Source organism: Streptomyces sp. NPDC096339 (genome assembly GCF_044762985.1).
Classification (GTDB): Bacteria; Actinomycetota; Actinomycetes; order Streptomycetales; family Streptomycetaceae; genus Streptomyces.
This window is the reverse complement of record NZ_JBIWFI010000015.1, coordinates 73,560-90,435: the sequence shown is the minus strand read 5'-3', so window position 1 is coordinate 90,435 and position 16,876 is coordinate 73,560. Positions and strand designations below refer to the sequence as shown.

The following is a 16,876-nucleotide window of genomic DNA, read 5'->3' as shown; positions in this document are numbered from 1 at the left end:
TTGTGGGGGCCGTTCCGGGGGGTTACCCCCGTTATTACCACCGGCCAACCCCCCCCCCGGGGCGGGGGGGCGCCCCCCCCACGGCCCTGGTGTCGCACTTCAGCCGTTTCAGCACGTCAGCGGTGAAACGGTTCCTCGCCCACCCGGGAGTGGGACGTGGGAAATCAGGCGGGGGTGATGTTCTCCGCCTGCGGGCCCTTCTGGCCCTGCGTGATGTCGAACGTCACGGCCTGGCCCTCCTGGAGCTCGCGGTAGCCGGTGGCGTTGATCGCGGAGTAGTGCGCGAAGACGTCCGGACCGCCGCCGTCCTGGGCGATGAAGCCGAAGCCCTTTTCGGAGTTGAACCACTTCACGGTTCCCGTAGCCATGTTCATGCCTTCCTTTGACGTACGTCTCCCACACCGCGTGGGAAACGGAGGTGATCGCCCTGGTCCTACGGCACAACACAGCAAAACTGCCCACACCGAATGGCGCGGGCAAGGCACTTGGAACCACGACAGCTACCCGTGAAGGTACACGTCTGCACGCACCGTCACCAGGGGGTTTGATCGCTCCTTGACGGCGGGTCGCGGATCCGGCCGGATCCGGCCCCTCCTCGCCGGGCCGGGACGGCCGTCCCGCATGTGATCGCACTCACAGGAAGTTCCCGGCTTCCGGTGTCGACCGGATCCACTCTCCCTGGCGTATGCCTGATGAGAGGGACACATGGATTCGGGAGCGATTTTTTGACCGTCGAGGAGTTCGAGGAGTTCTACGCGCAGGCGGCGGGACGGCTCACAGGGCAGTTGTACGTGATGCTCGGCGACCATCACGAGGCACAGGACGTGGTGCAGGAGGCCTTCGTCAGGGCCTGGGACCGGCGGCGCCGGCTGGAGCGCGACGGCCGACCCGAGGCCTGGATCCGCACCGTCGCGTGGCGGCTCGCCGTGAGCCGCTGGCGGGGTCGGCGGCGCAGCGCCGACGCCTGGCGGCGCACCGCGCCCGCGGGCCATGTGGAGGGTCCGGGGCCGGAGGTGGTGGCCCTCGTACAGGCGTTGCGGCTGTTGCCCCTGAAGCAGCGCCGCACCATGGCGCTGCACTACCTGTGCGATCTGACCGTCGAGCAGATCGCCGCCGAGACCTCGCTGTCCGCGAGCACGGTCAAGACACACCTGTCCCGGGGCCGGGCCACCCTCGCCCGCGAGCTGCGGGACCCCCGCATGGAGGAGGCTCTCGATGCCTGACCCGTACGACCACGACCCGCTGCGCTCCCTGTTCCGGGAAGCGGCCTCCGCCGGAGCGTCCCGGTCCCCCCTCCCGCCCGTGTCGGCCATCGCCCGGCGCGGGGCGAAGGTTCGGCGGCGCCGGATCGCCGGCTTCGCGCTCGCCTGCTGCCTCGTCATCGGCGGGGCCGGTGCGGCGGTCGCCGCGTTCCTGCCGCGCGACGCGGGCCCGACCCTCCCGGCCACCGTTCCCCCTCACCTGGCGCCGTCGCCCGTGCCGAACCCGTCCCCTCCGCCCACGACGGGGCAGCCCACCGATCCCGGCCGGACGGCGTATCCGAACGCGTCCCACACCACGTCCCACACCACGTCGCCCTCCCCGCCGCCCAGGTCGACCGCCATGTCCACGACCGGCTCGACGCCCGGCTCGACGCCCACTTCGACGCCTTTCCCTCCGTAACCCCGCGGCAGCGACCGCACCGCCACCGGCCCGGACCTCGGTACCCCGACCCCGGCCGGCGGTTCCGCACACCCCAAAGCCGACCAGGAGATCCCGTATGTCCGTTTCCGCCCCGCCCCGGCCGCTCGCCGCCACCGGCCCGCCCGCCCCCGTACGGCGCGCGCCCAAAGCCCCGTACCGGAGGTGGCGGCCCGGGCCGGACGACCGTGAGGTGCTCTGGCTGTACGTGCTCACGCGCGTGGGGATCTGGACGACCGCGGGCGCCGTCCGCTGGCTCTTCCCGGCCGACGGGAACCGGGCCCTGCGGCCCGGTTCGCTGTTCTCGCCCTGGGAGCAGTGGGACTGGTCGCACTACCTCCACATAGCCCAGGACGGCTACTTCCCGGCCGGAACGGGCCCGTGGACGGCCGGCTGGGACAACCGGGAGGCCTTCCTGCCCGGCTTCCCGCTCGCACTGCGCGCCGTCCACGTGGTCGTCCCGCACTGGGCCGCGGCCGGAGCGCTGATCTCGTTCCTCGCGGGAGGCGTGGCCGTCCTGGCTCTGGCGCGCATCGCCCGACACCAACTGCGGCACGCGGAGGCGGGGAGGCGCACGGTCCTGTTCCTCCTGCTCTCGCCCTTCGCCGTCTTCCTCGCCGCCGGATACACCGAAGCGCTGTTCCTCGCCCTGGCCCTGCCGGCCTGGCTGGCGGCGCGGCGCCGCAACTGGCCCGCGGCGGCGGTGCTGACGTTCCTGGCGTCCTCGGTGCGCGTCACGGGGCTGTTCCTGATGGCGGCGCTGGTACTCCTCTTCGTCCTCACCGCACGGAACCGGCGCGACTGGCGGGCGGCCCCGTGGCTGTGCCTGCCCGTACTCGCACCGGCCGCGTACAGCTGGTTCCTGTACGCCCGGACCGGGGACTGGATGGCATGGAAGCACGCCCAGGAACGCGGCTGGTACCGGGACTTCCACACGCCGTGGGAGGCCTGGGCCAACACCTGGAACGCCGCCTTCCACCACACGCAGCCCACCGGGTACGCCCTGATGTGGCAGGCCGAGCTGGTGGCGATGCTCGTCGGCGTAGCACTCCTGGTCCTGCTCGTGCGACGCCGTCAGTGGCCCGAGGCCCTCTACACCGCCCTGACCCTGTGGGCCCTGGGGACTTCGTACTGGTACACCTCCATCCCCCGTTCCACGCTGCTGTGGTGGCCGCTGTGGATCGCCCTGGCGGGCTGGAGCCTGCGCCGTCCGCGCCTGCGGACCGCGTACGTGTGCGTCGTGGGCCCGCTGTCCACGCTGGTGGCCGTCACCTTCCTGACGGGGCGCTGGGCGGGCTGAGGCGGGACCGGTGGGGCGACGGGCTGCTCGGGGGCGCCGTGGGACGCGCCGGGCCGGGCACCATGCACTCGATCCGTCACGGGCATGACCCCGACCGGGCCCGCTCCGGCGACCGCTGGGCTACCTTGGGGTCGGTGGACGACGGGATGGGGCGCGTTTCCATGAGGTTTGACCAGAGCCTGGCAGACAAGCTCGACGCGACGATGCGAACCCGGTTGCTGCCGGAAGACGCGGTGATCTCCCTGGGCAGGTGGCTGGCCGACCCGGAAAGGGGCGGGCGGTACAGACAGGGAAGCGGCGCTCACCGCGTTCCGTACTCGCCTTCCCGCTGGATGGCCGTGGCCCCGTGGCCCAACGCCTTCGCCGACCGGGCAGCGGTCGGTTCGGCTTCCGTGACCCGGGCCGAAGTCGTGGCCGCGGTCCGGGCCGCGGTGAAATCACGGAGTTGGGCCGAGGCCTTCGTCGCCACTCAGGTCTGGGGGTACGGCCTCACGGGCTACGGCCCCCACCGCACGGGTCACGTGCTCGCCCGGGACGGTGCCGAGGCAGCCTTCGAGGAAGCCGTGTCCCTGCTCACCGCCGAAGGTGCGGCCGCATCCTACGAGCGGCTGAAGGAGCTGGACGGTCTGGGGCCGGCGTTCCTCACCAAGTTCCTCTACTTCGCAGGCCAGGCGTTGCCCGAGGTCAAGGGGCTGCGTCCGCTCATCCTCGACAGCGTGCTCGCCGGGGTTCTCCGCCGGCACGCCACGAAGGTCGGGGGCGCGGCCGGCTACGCATGGGCAGCTCCGATCGCCGACCGCATCTGGCGCGACGGCAACTGGACCTCCCACCGCTACCAGGTCTACCTCCAGTGGATGCACGCGGCCGATGAGCAGCTGACGGCTGCACCGATCGAGTGGCCCGCAGCGCCGGACGTCCTCGAACTGGCCCTCTTCAGCGCGGCCTGGCAACCCGAGTAGCCGGACCACCGGAGCCGTGGACGAGACGGGTCGACGCCGTCAACGCGTGCTCGCCGTGAACGGGCCCACGGCCGGGTCCCGGACGCGCATACTCGGAGCATGGCTGACACCACCACAGTCGAGGTCGACACCGATGTGCACGAGCGGCTCACCGCACTCGCCACGGCCCGCGGACTGAGCCTGCGCGCGTACCTCGCCGAACTCACCGCCGCCCAGGAGAACGAGGCCGCTCTCGTCCGTGCCGCGCACGCGTTCGAGCGGGCGGTCGAACGGCCCGGCTTCCGCGAGGGTTTCGAGCGGGACTTCGGCTCCGGCCGCGAGGGCACCCGGGTGGCGTAAGCCGGTTTCCCGTCGCCTCCGGCTCCCTGGGCGACCTCGGACTCCTGCCGCACCCGGGCCGGCACGACTCCGCGACCCGCCCGCCCCCGGGCTCGGACGGTCTCGTGAGGCTTGCGCGCAACGGGGCTCCGGAACGGCCTGACCGGGCGGTCCGGCCGCCCCGGAGGCCGGAGGCCCTCGCGGCCGAGAGGCCGCCCGGGCGGATCGTCCTTATGCTCGGAAGAGAGCCCTGACCCGACTCCTGGAGGGCGGCTGCGATGACCGAGTCGAACGACGCGGCCCAGGCCGACCGCGCACTCAAAGCCAAGCACCGCGCGATGTGGGCCATGGGCGACTATCCGTCCGTGGTCTCCCACGTCATTCCGGACCTGGGCGCCGTGCTCGTCCGGGAATGCGGAGTGAGCCGCGGGGACCGGGTACTCGATGTCGCCGCGGGCTCCGGCAACGCCTCCATTCCGGCCGCGCTGACCGGCGCCGACGTCGTTGCCTCCGACCTCACCCCCGACCTCCTGGAGGTCGGGCAGCACCTGGCCGCCGTACGCGGGGCCAAGCTGGAGTGGCGGGAGGCGGACGCCGAGGCGCTGCCGTTCGCGGACGGCGAGTTCGACACCGTGATGTCCTGCCTCGGCGTGATGTTCGCGCCGCACCACCAGACCGCCGCGGACGAGCTGCTGCGGGTCTGCCGGTCCGGGGGCACCATCGGGCTGCTCAACTGGACCCCGCAGGGCTTCATCGGTCGGATGTTCGCCACCATGAAGCCGTACGCTCCCCCTCCCCCGCCCGGGGCGCAGCCGCCGCCGCTGTGGGGCGACCCGGAGCACGTGCACGAGCTGCTGGGCGACGGTGTGACCGATCTGGTCGCCCGCCGCGAGACGGTCCGGGTGGACCGGTTCACCCAGCCCTCGGACTTCCGCGAGTTCTTCAAGGCCCTCTACGGGCCGACCGTCGCCGTCTACCGGTCGATCGCCGAGGACCCCGAGCGGGTCGCCGCACTGGACCGGGACCTCGACGCGCTCGCCGCCGAGCACACCGTGGACGGGGTCATGCAGTGGGAGTACCTGCTGCTGACGGCTCACCGCCGAGGCTGACCTGCAGCTCTGGGTGGGCGTCCCACCACGCCTTGTGGAAGCCGTTGTTCTCCACGTTCGCCAGATAGGCGCGGGCCGCGGCGCGGTAGAGCAGTTCCGCCCGGCCGGCCGAGACCGCCGAGCGGTTCCACGCGAGACGGATGCGCCCGGTGATCGGCGTGCCCGCGAGCGGGCGCATCACCGTACCGGCCACCTGCGGGGCCGTGGGCTGGCTGAGCGAGATGGCGCGGCCCGCGGCGATCAGGTCGTACTGCATCATGCGGTCGGTGATCCGGTAGCGCAGTGACGGGGTGAACCCGACGTTCGCGCAGGCCGCGATGAGCGCCTCGGGTCCGCCGTCGTCCTCCTCCACCAGGGTCAGCCAGGATTCACCGGCGAGGTCGGCGAGGTCGACGTGGTCCCGGCCGGCCAGGGGGTGCCCTGCCGGGAGGCGGATGCAGAACGGCTCCTTCGGTACGAGCGTCCGCGCGAGGACTCCCGTGGGGAGCGGCACCTCGTGGTCGTTGACCTCGCCGTAGACGATGGCGTCGTACCGTCCGGTGCCCAGCATCCGGGCCAGCGCGGTCACCGAGTGCTCCAGGTTGACCGTGATCTCCTGACCTGACATGAACAGGTCAGTCTGGGCGAGGAGTCCGTCGACCAGTACGAGCAGGATGCATCCGAGCCTGAGCGGGCCGCCGGTGCCGATCGCCCGCGCCTCCGCGCCCAGCGCGTCCATCTCGCTGAGCACCCGCCGCGCCTTGGCCAGTACGAAGTGACCCAGCGCGGTGGGTTCCACGCCGCTGCGGCCCCGCACGAAGAGCTCCCCGCCCGTGACCCGCTCGATCCGCCGCAGTTGCGCCGAAAGCGCCGGCTGGGACACCCCCAGCCGCCGCGCCGCGCCCCCCAGGCTGCCCGCCTCCGCTATCCGGCAGACGGCTTGCAGGTGCCTCAACTCCAGCTGCATCCGGGCAGCGTACGCAGCGCGCCGCCACCGCACCATAACGCGGACCTTATGTCCGCCGAGATGACCCAAAGCCGTCATGTACACGCTCATACTCGGCCGCGAACGAACACTCATCCATCCAACCCCCCACGATCGGAGTGGACGTTGCAGCCCACCAGATGGACGGCGGCCCTGGCAGCGATGGTGCTGACCGCGGGCCTCGCCGGAACCCTGGCCGCCGGAACGGCGTCGGCGCAGCAAGCACAACCCGCCCCGTCCCAGAAGGACACCCCGGCGGCGCGCGCGGTCGCCGCCGCCGACCAGGCCGTCGGCAGCGGTCTCGACACCCTGGTCAACTCCTCGCAGGAGCAGTACGAACGCCGCCAGGTCACCCCCTGGGTCAAGGACCTGTTCTCCGTGGCGTACGAGCGCAGCTACCGCGGCCTGCCCGTGGTCGGCGGCGACGCGGTGGTGCTCGCCGACGGCGCGGGCAAGGTCCGCGCCCTCCAGTCGGCCTCCTCCGTACGGATCGACGTCTCGACCCGGGCGACGGTCAGCGCCAAGGACGCCGAGTCCACGTCCCGTTCGAAGCTGGCCTCGGTCGACAAGGTCGACAGCAGCCGGCTCGTCGTCCGGCTGAAGGACGACAAGCCGGTACTGGCCTGGGAGACCGTCCTGATCGGCCGGACCAAGACGGCGCCCAGCAAGCTGCACGTCTTCGTGGACGCCCGCACGGGCGCCTTCGTCGACAGCTACGACGACGTGGTCGCGGGCACCGGCAACAGCAAGTGGAACGGGCCGAACCCGCTGACCATCGACACGACCAACTCGGGCGGCACGTACTCGCTGCGCGACCCGAACCGCACCGGCCTGAGCTGCGCGGACTACAGCAACGGCACGGTCTTCTCGAAGTCCTCCGACGCCTGGGGCACCGGCAACCCCACAGCCAAGGAGACCGGCTGCGTCGACCTGATGTTCGCCGCGCAGAAGCAGTGGGACATGCTGGGCCAGTGGCTGGGCCGCAACGGCGTCAGCGGGAACGGCCGCAGCTTCCCCGGCAAGGTCGGGCTGGGCGACCTCAACGCCTACTGGGACGGCAGTTCGGTCACCATCGGGCACAACCAGGCCAACGAGTGGATCTCCAGCCTGGACGTGGTGGCCCACGAGTACGGGCACGCCATCGACTCCAACACCCCCGGCGGCACCAGCGGCCAGGAAGCCGGGCTCGGCGAGGGCACGGGGGACATCTTCGGAGCACTGACCGAGGCGTTCGCCAACCAGTCTTCTCCGTACGACGCTCCGGACTACACCGTCGGCGAGACGATCAACCTGGTCGGTACCGGCCCGATCCGCAACATGTACAACCCGTCGGCCGTGGACAACGACCCGAACTGCTACAGCTCGTCGATACCGAACACCGAGGTCCACGCCGCGGCGGGCCCGCTGAACCACTGGTTCTACCTGCTCGCCGAGGGCAGCAACCCGGGCGGCGGCAAGCCGAACAGCCCCACCTGCAACTCGTCCACGGTGACCGGCGTGGGCGTCCAGAACGCCGGAAAGATCTTCTACGGCGGGATGCTGCTCAAGACGAGCAGCATGTCCTACAAGAAGTACCGGACGGCGACGCTCAGTTCCGCCAAGTCGCTCGACACCACCTGTGACCTCTTCAACAAGACCAAGGCCGCCTGGGACGCGATCAGCGTGCCCGCCCAGACCGCCGATCCGACCTGCACCCCGAGCGGTCAGAACAACGACTTCTCGATGTCGCTGAACCCCACGTCGGGCACCGTCCAGCCGGGCGGTACGGTCACCACCACGGTCGGCACCGCCGTCACGACCGGCACCGCCCAGTCGGTGACGCTGACCGCCACGGGCCTGCCGGCCGGGGTGAGCGCCTCCTTCAGCCCCGCCACCGTGCAGTCCGGCCAGTCCTCGACGCTGACCCTGAGCGCCACCGCGAGCGCCACGCCGGGCGCGGCCACCGTGGTCGTCAAGGGCCAGGGCAGCACCCTCTCGCACACCGTCGACTTCGCGCTCAACGTCGGCGGCACCCAGCCGCCGAACGACCCGCCGAACATCGACGTGGCCAACGTGCAGGCGCACCTGGCCCAGCTGAACACCATCGCCTCCCAGAACGGCGGCAACCGCCGCGCGGGCAGCGCCGGTTACACCGGGTCGGTGGCGTACATCAAGGGCAAGCTCCAGGCCGCCGGCTACACGGTCACCGAGCAGAACTGCACCTCCTGCACCTACCCGTCCAACAACCTGATCGCCGACTGGCCGGGCGGCCCCGCCGACCAGGTCGTCATGTTCGGCGCGCACCTCGACAGCGTCTCGGCCGGCCCCGGCATCAACGACAACGGCTCGGGCTCCGCGACCCTGCTGGAGAACGCGCTCGCACTCGCCCAGAAGAACCCGACGATGACCAAGCACGTGCGCTTCGCCTGGTGGACCGACGAGGAGCAGGGCCTCAACGGCTCCGAGTACTACGTGGGCCAGCTGAGCAGCACGCAGAAGGCGGCCATCAAGGGCTACTACAACTTCGACATGGTCGGCTCCACCAACGGCGGCTACTTCATCAACAACATCAACTCCACGACCGCCGCGCCGCTCAAGGCGTACTGGACCTCCCTGAACCTCGCTCCCGAGGAGAACACCGAGGGCCAGGGCCGCAGCGACGACTACTCCTTCCAGCAGGGCGGCATCCCGACCTCCGGCTACGCGGCCGGAGCCAGCGCCCGCAAGACCTCGGCGCAGGCCGCCAAGTGGGGCGGCACCGCGAACGCCGCCTACGACTCCTGCTACCACAGCTCCTGCGACACCACGAACAACATCAGCGCCACGGTCCTGGACCGCAGCGCCGACGGTGTCGCCTACGCCGTGTGGAAGACGGCGGTCGGCGGTGAGACGCCCGCGCAGGACTTCTCCATCGGCGTCAGCCCGACCGCGGGCAGCGCGGCCCAGGGCGGCTCCACCTCCGCCACGGTGAACACCTCCACCGTCAGCGGCGCCGCCCAGACCGTCTCCCTCTCCGTCTCCGGCGCGCCCGCCGGGGTGAGCGCCACGCTCAGCCCGACGTCCGTGCAGTCGGGCAGCTCGTCGACGCTGTCCGTCCAGGTCGGGGCGAGCACCGCGCCCGGCACCTACACCCTGACGATCACCGGCTCGGGCACCGTCAGCCACAGCACCACCTACACCCTGACCGTGACCGGCACCGGTGGCTGCACTCCGCGCCAGCTCGTGGTCAACGGAGGCTTCGAGAACGGCTCCTCCCCGTGGACCGCGACGGCGGGCGTCGTCACGAACCAGTCCGGCCAGGTCCCGCACGGCGGCGGCTACTTCGCGTGGCTGAACGGGTACGGCTCCAGCCACACGGACAGCGCCTCGCAGTCGCTGGCCATCCCGTCGGGCTGCGCTTCGTACCAGCTCTCGTTCTTCCTGCACATCGACACGGACGAGACGGACCCCGTGGTCTACGACAAGTTCACCGTCTCGGTGGGCGGCCAGACCCTGGAGACCTTCTCCAACCGGACCCCGACGTCCGGCTACGTCCAGAAGACCTACAACCTGGCGCAGTTCGCCGGCCAGACCGTCACCCTGAAGTTCAACGGCGTGGAGGACCAGTCCCTGCAGACCTCCTTCGTCGTGGACGACGTCACGGTCCAGGTGAGCTGACGCCGAACCACCGCATGAGCACGTGAAGTCCGGCCCGGTCCCCGCCTGCGCGGGGACCGGGCCGGACCCATGTGGCCGAGGTCAGGGCCGGACGGCCAGGGCCTCGACCTCGAACAGCACGTCGGGCGCGGCCAGGCTCGCGACACCGATGAGGGTCTGCGTGGGCGGCTCCTTGCCCCAGATCTCCTGCACGGCTCCGGCGATCGGCCCGAGCTTGCCGACGTCGTGGTTGACCACGTACGTCCTGAGCTGGACGACGTGGCCGAGGTCGAGCCCGTGGGCGGCGAGGGCGACGGAGATGTTGCGGAACGTCCGCTCCACCTGCTCGGCGAAGTCGTCCGAGACGACCCGGCCGTCCGGGCCCGATCCGTACTGCCCCGAGACGAGCACCAGTTCCGCACCGGCGGGTACGGTGACGGTGTGGCTGTAGCCGAACGGGACCGGGTCGTGCAGGCCGTCCGGATTGACGATGGCGTGTGCCATGTGGATCACCCTTCGCGTGCGATGGAGCCTGTATCTGTGTGCCGCTCACAAGCCTCGCAACCAATCACGACATCCTCTGTCGTGTATTCCCGTAGGGTTTTGGCATGCGCGCCGACCGGTTGGTATCGCTGGTGCTGCTGCTGAGGCAGCACGGCCGGCTGTCCGCGGCCGCGCTCGCCCGGGAGTTGGAGGTGTCCACCCGTACCGTGCTGCGCGACATCGAGGCGCTGTCCGCGGCCGGGGTCCCCGTGTACGCCGAACGCGGTCGGCACGGCGGTTTCGAGTTGCTGCCCGGTTTCCAGACCGAGCTGACCGGGCTGAACCACGACGAGGCACTCGCCCTGCTGATCGCCGGTTCACGGCGCGGCGCGCAGGCGTTCGGACTCGGCTCGGCCCTCGCCTCGGCCATGCTGAAGGTGGTCGACGCGCTGCCCGGTGGCCAGCGGGCCATCGCGGCCGGTGCGGTCGAGCGGTTGCTGATCGATCCCGAGACCGACCTCCTGTCCCGCCGGCAGGCCACCGAGGAGGTGCCCGACGCGGTCGTGGCCGAGGTCCGGCGCGCGGTGCTCGCCGGGCACAGGCTGCGCATCCGCTACGCGGCCGTGGAACAGGCCCCGAAGTGGCGCACGGTGGATCCGATCGGCCTGGTCACCGTGCGCGACCAGGGCTATCTGCTGGCCACCCGGTCCGGCGCGGACCGCACCTACCGGCTGTCCCGCATCCTGACCGCCGAGGAACTCGCCGAACCGGCAGAGCGACCGGACCGCGTCGACCTGGAACGGACCTGGCGGGAACACGGCACGCGGTTCCGGACCGGCGGCGACCAAGTCACCGTGCTGGTACGGCTGGACCCGGCACGGCGGGAGGAACTGATGGGCACGGCGCTGGCCGTCCGCTCCGAGGAGCCCATCGCTGACGGCCGGCTCCAGCTGGAGGTGACCTTCCAGGACCGGCGGCACGCCGAATGGGCGCTGTGGCGGCTCGCGACGCACGCGGAAGCCCTGTCCCCGCGATGGCTGCGCGACTCCCTGCACGACCGCGCCACCACGATCGCCAACCGCTACGGAGCGTCCCCCTGAGAGCAGTGGGACCCGCTCGCCGGAGTCCGGTCTCACCCCGCGGCGCGCCGGCCGCGGCCGGGCTCCGTCCGCGTGGCGCCGACCGCCGCCACCGCCCAGGCCGCGACCCACACCGCGCCGACGGCAAGTGCCGCGAGGGCGGCCCCCATCGCGGGAGGCGTGGCGCCCAGGCCGGGGGCCAGACCGGCCGCCCGCGCGCCGAAGCCTAAGACCCCGGCCCCGACCATCAGGATCCCGGCCCAGGAGACGAGGACCGTGCCCCGCCGGAGCCACCCGGCGGCCGGCGGGCGGACCAGCAGCAGCGCGACCACCGCCATCAGGAGGCCCAGACCCGCGTTGCCCAGTTGGGCGGTCGTGACGTCGCTGATCGACGCGTACGCCTCGGGCGGGGCCGGAAAGCCCGGCATGCCCAGTTCGCCGTCCCGCGCGAGGTCGACCTTGCTGATGGTGTAGGCCAGGGCACCGGCACAAGCCGTGAGCGCGGCGGCCCGCTGCGTCCTCGCCCTCGCCGTCGTCCTCGCCGTCGCCCTCGCCGTCGTCCTCGTCCGCGTCGCTGAGTTCATGGCTTCATCCTGGTGCGGAGCCTGCCGCGCCACGTCCTCCGAACGTACCGGCCTCCTCCCCCACCCGGGGGAGGAGGCCGCAGGACCGGGTCGACGGATCGCGCTACGGGCGCCCCTGGGCCCGCCCGGAGCGTTTGCCTCCCTCCGGGGCGACCATGGCGGTCAGTCCGAGGTCCAGTTCCGCACCGTCGACGAGCAGTGCCTCGATCGCGCGCGTGCGCGGGTCGATGTCGGCCTCCACGCCCTGACCGCGGTAGCGGGGGTAGCCGGAGGCTCCGGTCTCGCCGGTCGCCTCCACCAGGGCCACGCGCAGGGCCCGGTCGGCTGCCGAGCCGCCGCGCAGGTTCTCGATGTGCTCGGGTACCAGCAGGATCTCGAAGCTCTGCGGCTCAGGGGTCATGTCCCGAAACTACCCGATATGCCGCCCCGGGGCAGGCGGGCGCGCGCCCGCTCTCGTACCCTCTGCGGGAGCCCCACCAGCGGAAGCAGAGGAACACGATGAGCGGCGATTCCCCGAGCAGGATCCTCCTTGTGGCGAAGGACGGCACCCTCCGCAGCCTGCTGGAGCGCCTCCTCGTGGCCCGGGGGCATGTCGTGATCGACGGCGGGAGCGGGAGGGACACCGTCGCCCTGCTGGGCAGCGAGGGCCCGGTGGATCTGGTGGTGTGCGAGCGCACCGGGCCCGGCCTGGACGAGGTGGCGCTGTTCGAGGAGATCCGCCGCCACCCCGACCACGGCCCCGTACCGATCCTCGCCCTGCCGCCGGCCGACCCCGAGTGCACGGCCCGTGCGCTGGAGGCCGGGGTGAACGACTGCCTCGCCAAGCCGTTCCACCCGACCGAGTTCCTGACCCGCGTCGAGCGCTTGGCCGCCCGCCGGGAGCCATAGGCAGGCGATCCCCCGCCCTTGCACACCACAGAGCCTCCGGCCCGGTCTGCGGGCCCGGAGGCTCTGTCCTGCCGTTACGGATCCGTACCCACCCCGGCGACCTCAGGGCCGACGCGCGCCTGTGGCGTGCGGGTGAAGCCGGGGCCCCGTGGGCACTCGCGCAGGCATCGGAGGCCCCGGCTCGAAAAAGGGGACTGCGTCAGCTGCCGGCCGAGAGGTTGCCCGAGAGGACCGGGATGTTGTCCAGGATGTGCGAGAGCGGCTCGTCGCCCTTGGCCTGGGTGGAGTTCTCGGTGCACTGCTGGTTCTGCGGGTTGGACAGGACGTTGATGTCCTGGACGCCGATGTTGACCGCGGCAAGGATCGACTGCGCGTTGAGCTTGGCGGGCAGGCCGATGCAGGGCTTGTTCAGGGTGCCCTGGACCACCCCGAGCTGCGGGCTCAGGTCGCCGTGGGTCTTCTGGTTGCCGTAGATCTGCTGGGAACCGTTGCCGTTGACGGTGTTGATCCCGTTGTCGTTGCCGATGGCCATGGCCGGGGCTGCGACGGCGGCGCCCGCGCCGAGGATGGACGCGGTGGCGGCGGCGGTGGCCATCATCTTCTTGATCATCATTGGTCCTCGCTGTTGCACAAGTGCATGGGGGTGAGCACCTTGATCAACGGCCGCGATCACTCCAGGTTCCTCTGCTTCACCCGATCAGCTCCGCATGAACTCCGGGCGAGGCCTACGCCGCCGGTACGACCGAGGCCCGGATGGCCTGCGCCCACTCCTGCAACAGCGAGGCGTGCCGGACGCGCTCCGCGTCGGTCAGTCGACCCTCGGCGCGGGCGAACAGGCCGCGGATGTCGGCGTTGATCTCGGAGAGGGGGCGCTCGGGGACCGGGCGGGCGTCACTTTCGGGGGTCGGGCTCACGTGATCAAGAGTAGGCGGAGGGTCTGACAACGGTGTGCGACGTCCGGCATGCGGACATTCTCCTACTGGTCCGACCGTCCGAAAATCCTTGACGGCTCGACCACGGAACCCGGCGCACCGACCCCACCCACCTGACGGAGCATCGGGCAGGCCACTTTCCCGCAATTGGCCTTGCCCCGGCGAACATTGGCCTCGATACGTTCTCGGCATGCGTATCCAGATAGTCGACGCCTTCACCACCCGTCCCTTCGCCGGGAACCCGGCCGGCGTGTGCCTCCTGCCCGCCGGCGCCTGGCCGCAGGACTCCTGGTTGCGGCAGGTCGCAGCCGAGCTGAACCACCCCGAGACGGCCTTCGCGCTGCCGCTTCCCGCCGGGGAGGAGGCCGACTGGGAGATCCGTTGGTTCACCCCGTTGGTCGAGGCCGATCTGTGCGGGCACGCCACATTGGCCACGGCGCACACGCTGCGCCGCGAGGGATTGCTGACCGGTGGCTCCGTGCGGTTCCGCAGCCGCTCCCACGGGCTGCTCATCGCGCACGCCGGGGCGGACGGGGAGTTCACCCTGGACTTCCCCGCAGCCCCGGCGGACGAGGTACCCGTCCCCACGGGTCTCGCCGAGGCGCTCGGCGTCCGGCCCGAGAGCACGTTCCGCACCGGCGCACTGGGCGATCTGCTCACCGTGCTGCCCGACGCCGCCACCGTCCGGACCCTGCGTCCCGATCTCGCGGCGATCGCCGCGCTGACCGTGCGGGAGGGGCTGCGCGGGATCATCGTCACCGCGGCCGCGGAGGGGACCGGACGGGGTTACGACTTCGTCTCCCGCTTCTTCGCGCCCGCCAACGGCATTCCCGAGGACCCGGTCACCGGCAGCGCCCACACCTCGCTCGCCCCCTTCTGGTCGGCGCGGCTGGGCGGCCGCGACGGGCTCGTGGGGCTCCAGGCCTCGGCGCGTACCGGTGTGGTCAGGACCGCCGTGCGCGGGGACCGCGTTCTGCTCAGCGGGCATGCGGTCACCGTGCTCGACGCGACCCTGACCGTCTGAGCGCCCCGGTCCGCCGCCGGCGGTCGGCCGCGGTCCGTGACCGAAACGTCGCCTGCCCGAGTCCCTCCCGGGCTCGTGGGGGTGGGTTCCGGTTGTTAGGTTCCGGCGAAACGACTTCGGGGGAGCGCGATCACATGCCCACATCCGGGGGATCCGGCCGGATCCTCACCGCCACGGCCGTGGCCGCAGTCCTGCTGGCGGGCGCCGCCGGGTGCGCGGACAAGGGCGGCGGGTCGTCGGCGGGCACGGCCGCCTCGGCCACCGCGTCCGCCTCCGCGTCCGTGCCGGTTTCCCCCGCGGTGACGGCGACGGCACCGGCGACGACCACCGCCTCCGGGGCGCCGTCGGTCTCGGCTTCCCCCTCCGCTTCTCCCACTCGTACGCCGGCTCCGCCCCCGGCGGCTCCGACCCGGCTGTCGGTCTCCGTCGACACCCGGGGCGGCGCCCTCTCCCTCGTGCGCGGCGGGGCCGGGCAGGAGTTCACGGTCACCCTGCGGAACGGGAACTCCGCCGAGTACCGGCACGTGCTGGTCGCCTTCCAGATGGAGTTCCTCGTCGGCGAACCCGGGGACCGTCCGGGGAGCGGACCGGGCTTCCTGCTGGAGCGCCTCGACGTCGCTTCGGGCACCTGGCGCCCGGCGGACCTGCGCATCGCCAACGACGTCAAGCCGCTCTCGCTGTTCACGGGCGGTGCGCCGCTCGCCCGCGAGGCCGTGCGCGTCGAGCGTTACCGGATGCGCGCGACCTCCGGCGGGCCCACGGGCAGCAGTCCGGTGGTCGTGTCCTTCGTCGACACGGACGCCGACCGGGAGGTCGCGGCCCACGTAGTCCTCAAGCACAGCACGCGCTGAGTCCCCGCCAAGGCCGTCATCCGGCCACCGACAGCACGATCTTCCCCCGGTTTCCGCGCTGTTCCAGGCGCTCGTGGGCCTCGGCCGCCCGCTCCAGCGGGAACCGCGCCTCGACCGGGACCCGGTAGGTGCCCGCCGCCACCCGGGCGGCGATCTCGCCCAGGTCCTCTCGGGGGTCGTAGCCGTGCTCCAGCAGGTTGGTGAGCTGGAAGCCGTGGACGGAGGCGTTCTTCGGGTAGAAGTCGCGGGTGTCGACCGTGCTCGGCTCCAGTGCGACGTTGGCCAGGGCGACCACCCGACCCGCGTACGCCGCCATGCGCAGGCTCTGCCCGAACACCCGCCCGCCGACGGTGTCGAGGACCACGTCGGCGCCGAGGCCGTCCGTCAGCCGAGCCACCTCCTCGACCGGGTCCCCGGCCGACAGTGCGGACAGGTCGACCGTGTGGTGCGCTCCGAGCCCGGTGGCCCAGGCCGCCTTGGCCGCCGAGCTCGCGACGGCGATGACCCGCGCCCCGGCGTCGGCCGCGATCTGCACCGCCGCGCTGCCGACCCCGCTCGCCGCCGCGTGCACCACCACCGTCTCCCCCTCGGCCACGCGGGCCAGTCGGCGCAGGGTGTACCAGGCCGTGAGCCAGGCCACGGGGAGCGCGGCGGCCTCGGCCGCGGCGACCCCCTCGGGCAGCGCGACCAACTGCCCGACGGGCACGGCCGCCAGCTCCGCGTAGAAGCCGGGGGCGCCCGCGGCGCCCAGGGCCATGACCCGGTCGCCCACGCCGATGCCGCTCACCCCCGGTCCCGTCGCCACGACCCTGCCGGACGCCTCCAGACCGGGGAGGATCGGTGGGCGACCGGCCCTGTGGTAGCTGCCGGCGCGGGTGAGGGCATCGGCCCGGTTCACCCCCGCGGCTTCGACCCGTACGAGCACCTCGCCCGGTCCGGGTGCGGGGTCCGGCAGCTCCACGGGGACCAACACCTCGGGACCGCCGAACTCCTCGATCCGCACTGCGCGCATCCTGTTCCTCCCTCTCATCGCGACACCTGTTGAACCGGTTGAAGTGGTGTCACCTTGCGACACCACACGAACAGGTGT

19 protein-coding genes are annotated in these 16,876 nt (G+C 71.9%); 10 read left to right on the top strand and 9 right to left on the bottom strand.

Annotation, left to right across the window (positions count from 1 at the left end):
* Positions 1 to 164 precede the first annotated feature (164 nt).
* Entirely contained in the window at positions 165 to 368 is a 204-nt protein-coding gene (locus tag ACIQ5Y_RS20595; protein ID WP_030036890.1) for a cold-shock protein, read from the bottom strand.
* Between the two features lie 357 nt (positions 369 to 725).
* On the opposite strand from ACIQ5Y_RS20595, the gene ACIQ5Y_RS20590 reads away from it, so the two are divergent.
* The gene (locus ACIQ5Y_RS20590) at positions 726 to 1,223 is read left to right on the top strand and encodes a SigE family RNA polymerase sigma factor (RefSeq protein ID WP_403882054.1); all 498 of its coding nucleotides are present in this window, start codon (positions 726 to 728) and stop codon (positions 1,221 to 1,223) included.
* A 234-nt stretch (positions 1,224 to 1,457) separates the two neighbouring features.
* On the opposite strand, the gene ACIQ5Y_RS20585 is transcribed toward ACIQ5Y_RS20590, so the two are convergent.
* Positions 1,458 to 1,640 carry a hypothetical protein gene (locus tag ACIQ5Y_RS20585; protein ID WP_403882051.1) on the bottom strand — a complete coding sequence of 61 codons (183 nt, stop codon included), beginning with the start codon at positions 1,638 to 1,640 and terminating at the stop codon, positions 1,458 to 1,460.
* Between the two features lie 119 nt (positions 1,641 to 1,759).
* On the opposite strand from ACIQ5Y_RS20585, the gene ACIQ5Y_RS20580 reads away from it, so the two are divergent.
* From ACIQ5Y_RS20580 to ACIQ5Y_RS20565, 4 genes are all read left to right on the top strand, one after another.
* On the top strand, positions 1,760 to 2,980 hold the full coding sequence (locus ACIQ5Y_RS20580) for a mannosyltransferase family protein (RefSeq protein WP_403882048.1): 1,221 nt from the start codon (positions 1,760 to 1,762) through the stop codon (positions 2,978 to 2,980).
* A gap of 161 nt (positions 2,981 to 3,141) precedes the next feature.
* Complete coding sequence (locus tag ACIQ5Y_RS20575) at positions 3,142 to 3,939, top strand: hypothetical protein (protein WP_403882045.1); 798 nt, start codon at positions 3,142 to 3,144, stop codon at positions 3,937 to 3,939.
* Between the two features lie 99 nt (positions 3,940 to 4,038).
* Positions 4,039 to 4,278 carry an antitoxin MazE7 gene (locus tag ACIQ5Y_RS20570; protein ID WP_403882042.1) on the top strand — a complete coding sequence of 80 codons (240 nt, stop codon included), beginning with the start codon at positions 4,039 to 4,041 and terminating at the stop codon, positions 4,276 to 4,278.
* 257 nt (positions 4,279 to 4,535) lie between these two features.
* On the top strand, positions 4,536 to 5,366 hold the full coding sequence (locus ACIQ5Y_RS20565) for a class I SAM-dependent methyltransferase (protein ID WP_403882039.1): 831 nt from the start codon (positions 4,536 to 4,538) through the stop codon (positions 5,364 to 5,366).
* On the opposite strand, the gene ACIQ5Y_RS20560 is transcribed toward ACIQ5Y_RS20565, so the two are convergent.
* Positions 5,320 to 6,312 (bottom strand): LysR substrate-binding domain-containing protein, encoded by a 993-nt coding sequence (locus ACIQ5Y_RS20560; protein WP_403882036.1) that lies wholly within the window; start codon positions 6,310 to 6,312, stop codon positions 5,320 to 5,322. The genes ACIQ5Y_RS20565 and ACIQ5Y_RS20560 overlap by 47 nt on opposite strands.
* 180 nt (positions 6,313 to 6,492) lie before the next feature.
* On the opposite strand from ACIQ5Y_RS20560, the gene ACIQ5Y_RS20555 reads away from it, so the two are divergent.
* Positions 6,493 to 9,966: a M28 family peptidase gene (locus tag ACIQ5Y_RS20555; protein ID WP_403882287.1), complete on the top strand. Its 3,474-nt coding sequence runs from the start codon at positions 6,493 to 6,495 to the stop codon at positions 9,964 to 9,966.
* An 81-nt stretch (positions 9,967 to 10,047) separates the two neighbouring features.
* On the opposite strand, the gene ACIQ5Y_RS20550 is transcribed toward ACIQ5Y_RS20555, so the two are convergent.
* Positions 10,048 to 10,449 carry a RidA family protein gene (locus ACIQ5Y_RS20550; protein ID WP_403882033.1) on the bottom strand — a complete coding sequence of 134 codons (402 nt, stop codon included), beginning with the start codon at positions 10,447 to 10,449 and terminating at the stop codon, positions 10,048 to 10,050.
* Positions 10,450 to 10,553: 104 nt separating this feature from the next.
* On the opposite strand from ACIQ5Y_RS20550, the gene ACIQ5Y_RS20545 reads away from it, so the two are divergent.
* Positions 10,554 to 11,528 carry a helix-turn-helix transcriptional regulator gene (locus tag ACIQ5Y_RS20545; protein WP_403882030.1) on the top strand — a complete coding sequence of 325 codons (975 nt, stop codon included), beginning with the start codon at positions 10,554 to 10,556 and terminating at the stop codon, positions 11,526 to 11,528.
* A 32-nt stretch (positions 11,529 to 11,560) separates the two neighbouring features.
* On the opposite strand, the gene ACIQ5Y_RS20540 is transcribed toward ACIQ5Y_RS20545, so the two are convergent.
* Together ACIQ5Y_RS20540 and ACIQ5Y_RS20535 are read right to left on the bottom strand one after the other, a co-directional pair.
* Positions 11,561 to 12,091: a hypothetical protein gene (locus tag ACIQ5Y_RS20540; RefSeq protein ID WP_403882027.1), complete on the bottom strand. Its 531-nt coding sequence runs from the start codon at positions 12,089 to 12,091 to the stop codon at positions 11,561 to 11,563.
* Between the two features lie 103 nt (positions 12,092 to 12,194).
* Positions 12,195 to 12,491 carry a hypothetical protein gene (locus ACIQ5Y_RS20535; protein ID WP_403882024.1) on the bottom strand — a complete coding sequence of 99 codons (297 nt, stop codon included), beginning with the start codon at positions 12,489 to 12,491 and terminating at the stop codon, positions 12,195 to 12,197.
* A gap of 98 nt (positions 12,492 to 12,589) precedes the next feature.
* On the opposite strand from ACIQ5Y_RS20535, the gene ACIQ5Y_RS20530 reads away from it, so the two are divergent.
* On the top strand, positions 12,590 to 12,979 hold the full coding sequence (locus ACIQ5Y_RS20530; RefSeq protein WP_403882022.1) for a PleD family two-component system response regulator: 390 nt from the start codon (positions 12,590 to 12,592) through the stop codon (positions 12,977 to 12,979).
* A gap of 199 nt (positions 12,980 to 13,178) precedes the next feature.
* Here the strand turns inward: ACIQ5Y_RS20530 and ACIQ5Y_RS20525 are convergent, their stop codons facing one another.
* Both ACIQ5Y_RS20525 and ACIQ5Y_RS20520 read right to left on the bottom strand, forming a co-directional pair.
* Positions 13,179 to 13,589 carry a rodlin gene (locus ACIQ5Y_RS20525; RefSeq protein ID WP_403882284.1) on the bottom strand — a complete coding sequence of 137 codons (411 nt, stop codon included), beginning with the start codon at positions 13,587 to 13,589 and terminating at the stop codon, positions 13,179 to 13,181.
* Between the two features lie 115 nt (positions 13,590 to 13,704).
* Complete coding sequence (locus ACIQ5Y_RS20520) at positions 13,705 to 13,893, bottom strand: hypothetical protein (protein WP_384578972.1); 189 nt, start codon at positions 13,891 to 13,893, stop codon at positions 13,705 to 13,707.
* A 208-nt stretch (positions 13,894 to 14,101) separates the two neighbouring features.
* Between ACIQ5Y_RS20520 and ACIQ5Y_RS20515 the strand changes: the two genes are divergently transcribed.
* On the top strand, positions 14,102 to 14,935 hold the full coding sequence (locus ACIQ5Y_RS20515) for a PhzF family phenazine biosynthesis protein (protein WP_403882019.1): 834 nt from the start codon (positions 14,102 to 14,104) through the stop codon (positions 14,933 to 14,935).
* Between the two features lie 134 nt (positions 14,936 to 15,069).
* A complete protein-coding gene (locus ACIQ5Y_RS20510; RefSeq protein ID WP_403882016.1) occupies positions 15,070 to 15,786 on the top strand; it encodes a hypothetical protein in 717 nt (238 codons plus the stop codon).
* A gap of 16 nt (positions 15,787 to 15,802) precedes the next feature.
* Here the strand turns inward: ACIQ5Y_RS20510 and ACIQ5Y_RS20505 are convergent, their stop codons facing one another.
* Positions 15,803 to 16,798 (bottom strand): zinc-binding alcohol dehydrogenase family protein, encoded by a 996-nt coding sequence (locus ACIQ5Y_RS20505; protein WP_403882013.1) that lies wholly within the window; start codon positions 16,796 to 16,798, stop codon positions 15,803 to 15,805.
* Between the last annotated feature and the right edge of the window lie 78 nt (positions 16,799 to 16,876).

Bases quoted from the DNA above. Each gene is read 5' to 3' on its own strand.
- ACIQ5Y_RS20540 (WP_403882027.1), bottom strand. From the start codon at position 12,091: ATGAACTCAGCGACGCGGACGAGGACGACGGCGAGGGCGACGGCGAGG.
- ACIQ5Y_RS20565 (WP_403882039.1), top strand. From the start codon at position 4,536: ATGACCGAGTCGAACGACGCGGCCCAGGCCGACCGCGCACTCAAAGCC.
- ACIQ5Y_RS20595 (WP_030036890.1), bottom strand. From the start codon at position 368: ATGGCTACGGGAACCGTGAAGTGGTTCAACTCCGAAAAGGGCTTCGGC.
- ACIQ5Y_RS20555 (WP_403882287.1), top strand. From the start codon at position 6,493: ATGGTGCTGACCGCGGGCCTCGCCGGAACCCTGGCCGCCGGAACGGCG.
- ACIQ5Y_RS20530 (WP_403882022.1), top strand. From the start codon at position 12,590: ATGAGCGGCGATTCCCCGAGCAGGATCCTCCTTGTGGCGAAGGACGGC.
- ACIQ5Y_RS20580 (WP_403882048.1), top strand. From the start codon at position 1,760: ATGTCCGTTTCCGCCCCGCCCCGGCCGCTCGCCGCCACCGGCCCGCCC.
- ACIQ5Y_RS20545 (WP_403882030.1), top strand. From the start codon at position 10,554: ATGCGCGCCGACCGGTTGGTATCGCTGGTGCTGCTGCTGAGGCAGCAC.
- ACIQ5Y_RS20550 (WP_403882033.1), bottom strand. From the start codon at position 10,449: ATGGCACACGCCATCGTCAATCCGGACGGCCTGCACGACCCGGTCCCG.
- ACIQ5Y_RS20515 (WP_403882019.1), top strand. From the start codon at position 14,102: ATGCGTATCCAGATAGTCGACGCCTTCACCACCCGTCCCTTCGCCGGG.
- ACIQ5Y_RS20560 (WP_403882036.1), bottom strand. From the start codon at position 6,312: ATGCAGCTGGAGTTGAGGCACCTGCAAGCCGTCTGCCGGATAGCGGAG.
- ACIQ5Y_RS20505 (WP_403882013.1), bottom strand. From the start codon at position 16,798: ATGCGCGCAGTGCGGATCGAGGAGTTCGGCGGTCCCGAGGTGTTGGTC.
- ACIQ5Y_RS20510 (WP_403882016.1), top strand. From the start codon at position 15,070: ATGCCCACATCCGGGGGATCCGGCCGGATCCTCACCGCCACGGCCGTG.
- ACIQ5Y_RS20535 (WP_403882024.1), bottom strand. From the start codon at position 12,491: ATGACCCCTGAGCCGCAGAGCTTCGAGATCCTGCTGGTACCCGAGCAC.
- ACIQ5Y_RS20570 (WP_403882042.1), top strand. From the start codon at position 4,039: ATGGCTGACACCACCACAGTCGAGGTCGACACCGATGTGCACGAGCGG.
- ACIQ5Y_RS20525 (WP_403882284.1), bottom strand. From the start codon at position 13,589: ATGATCAAGAAGATGATGGCCACCGCCGCCGCCACCGCGTCCATCCTC.
- ACIQ5Y_RS20575 (WP_403882045.1), top strand. From the start codon at position 3,142: ATGAGGTTTGACCAGAGCCTGGCAGACAAGCTCGACGCGACGATGCGA.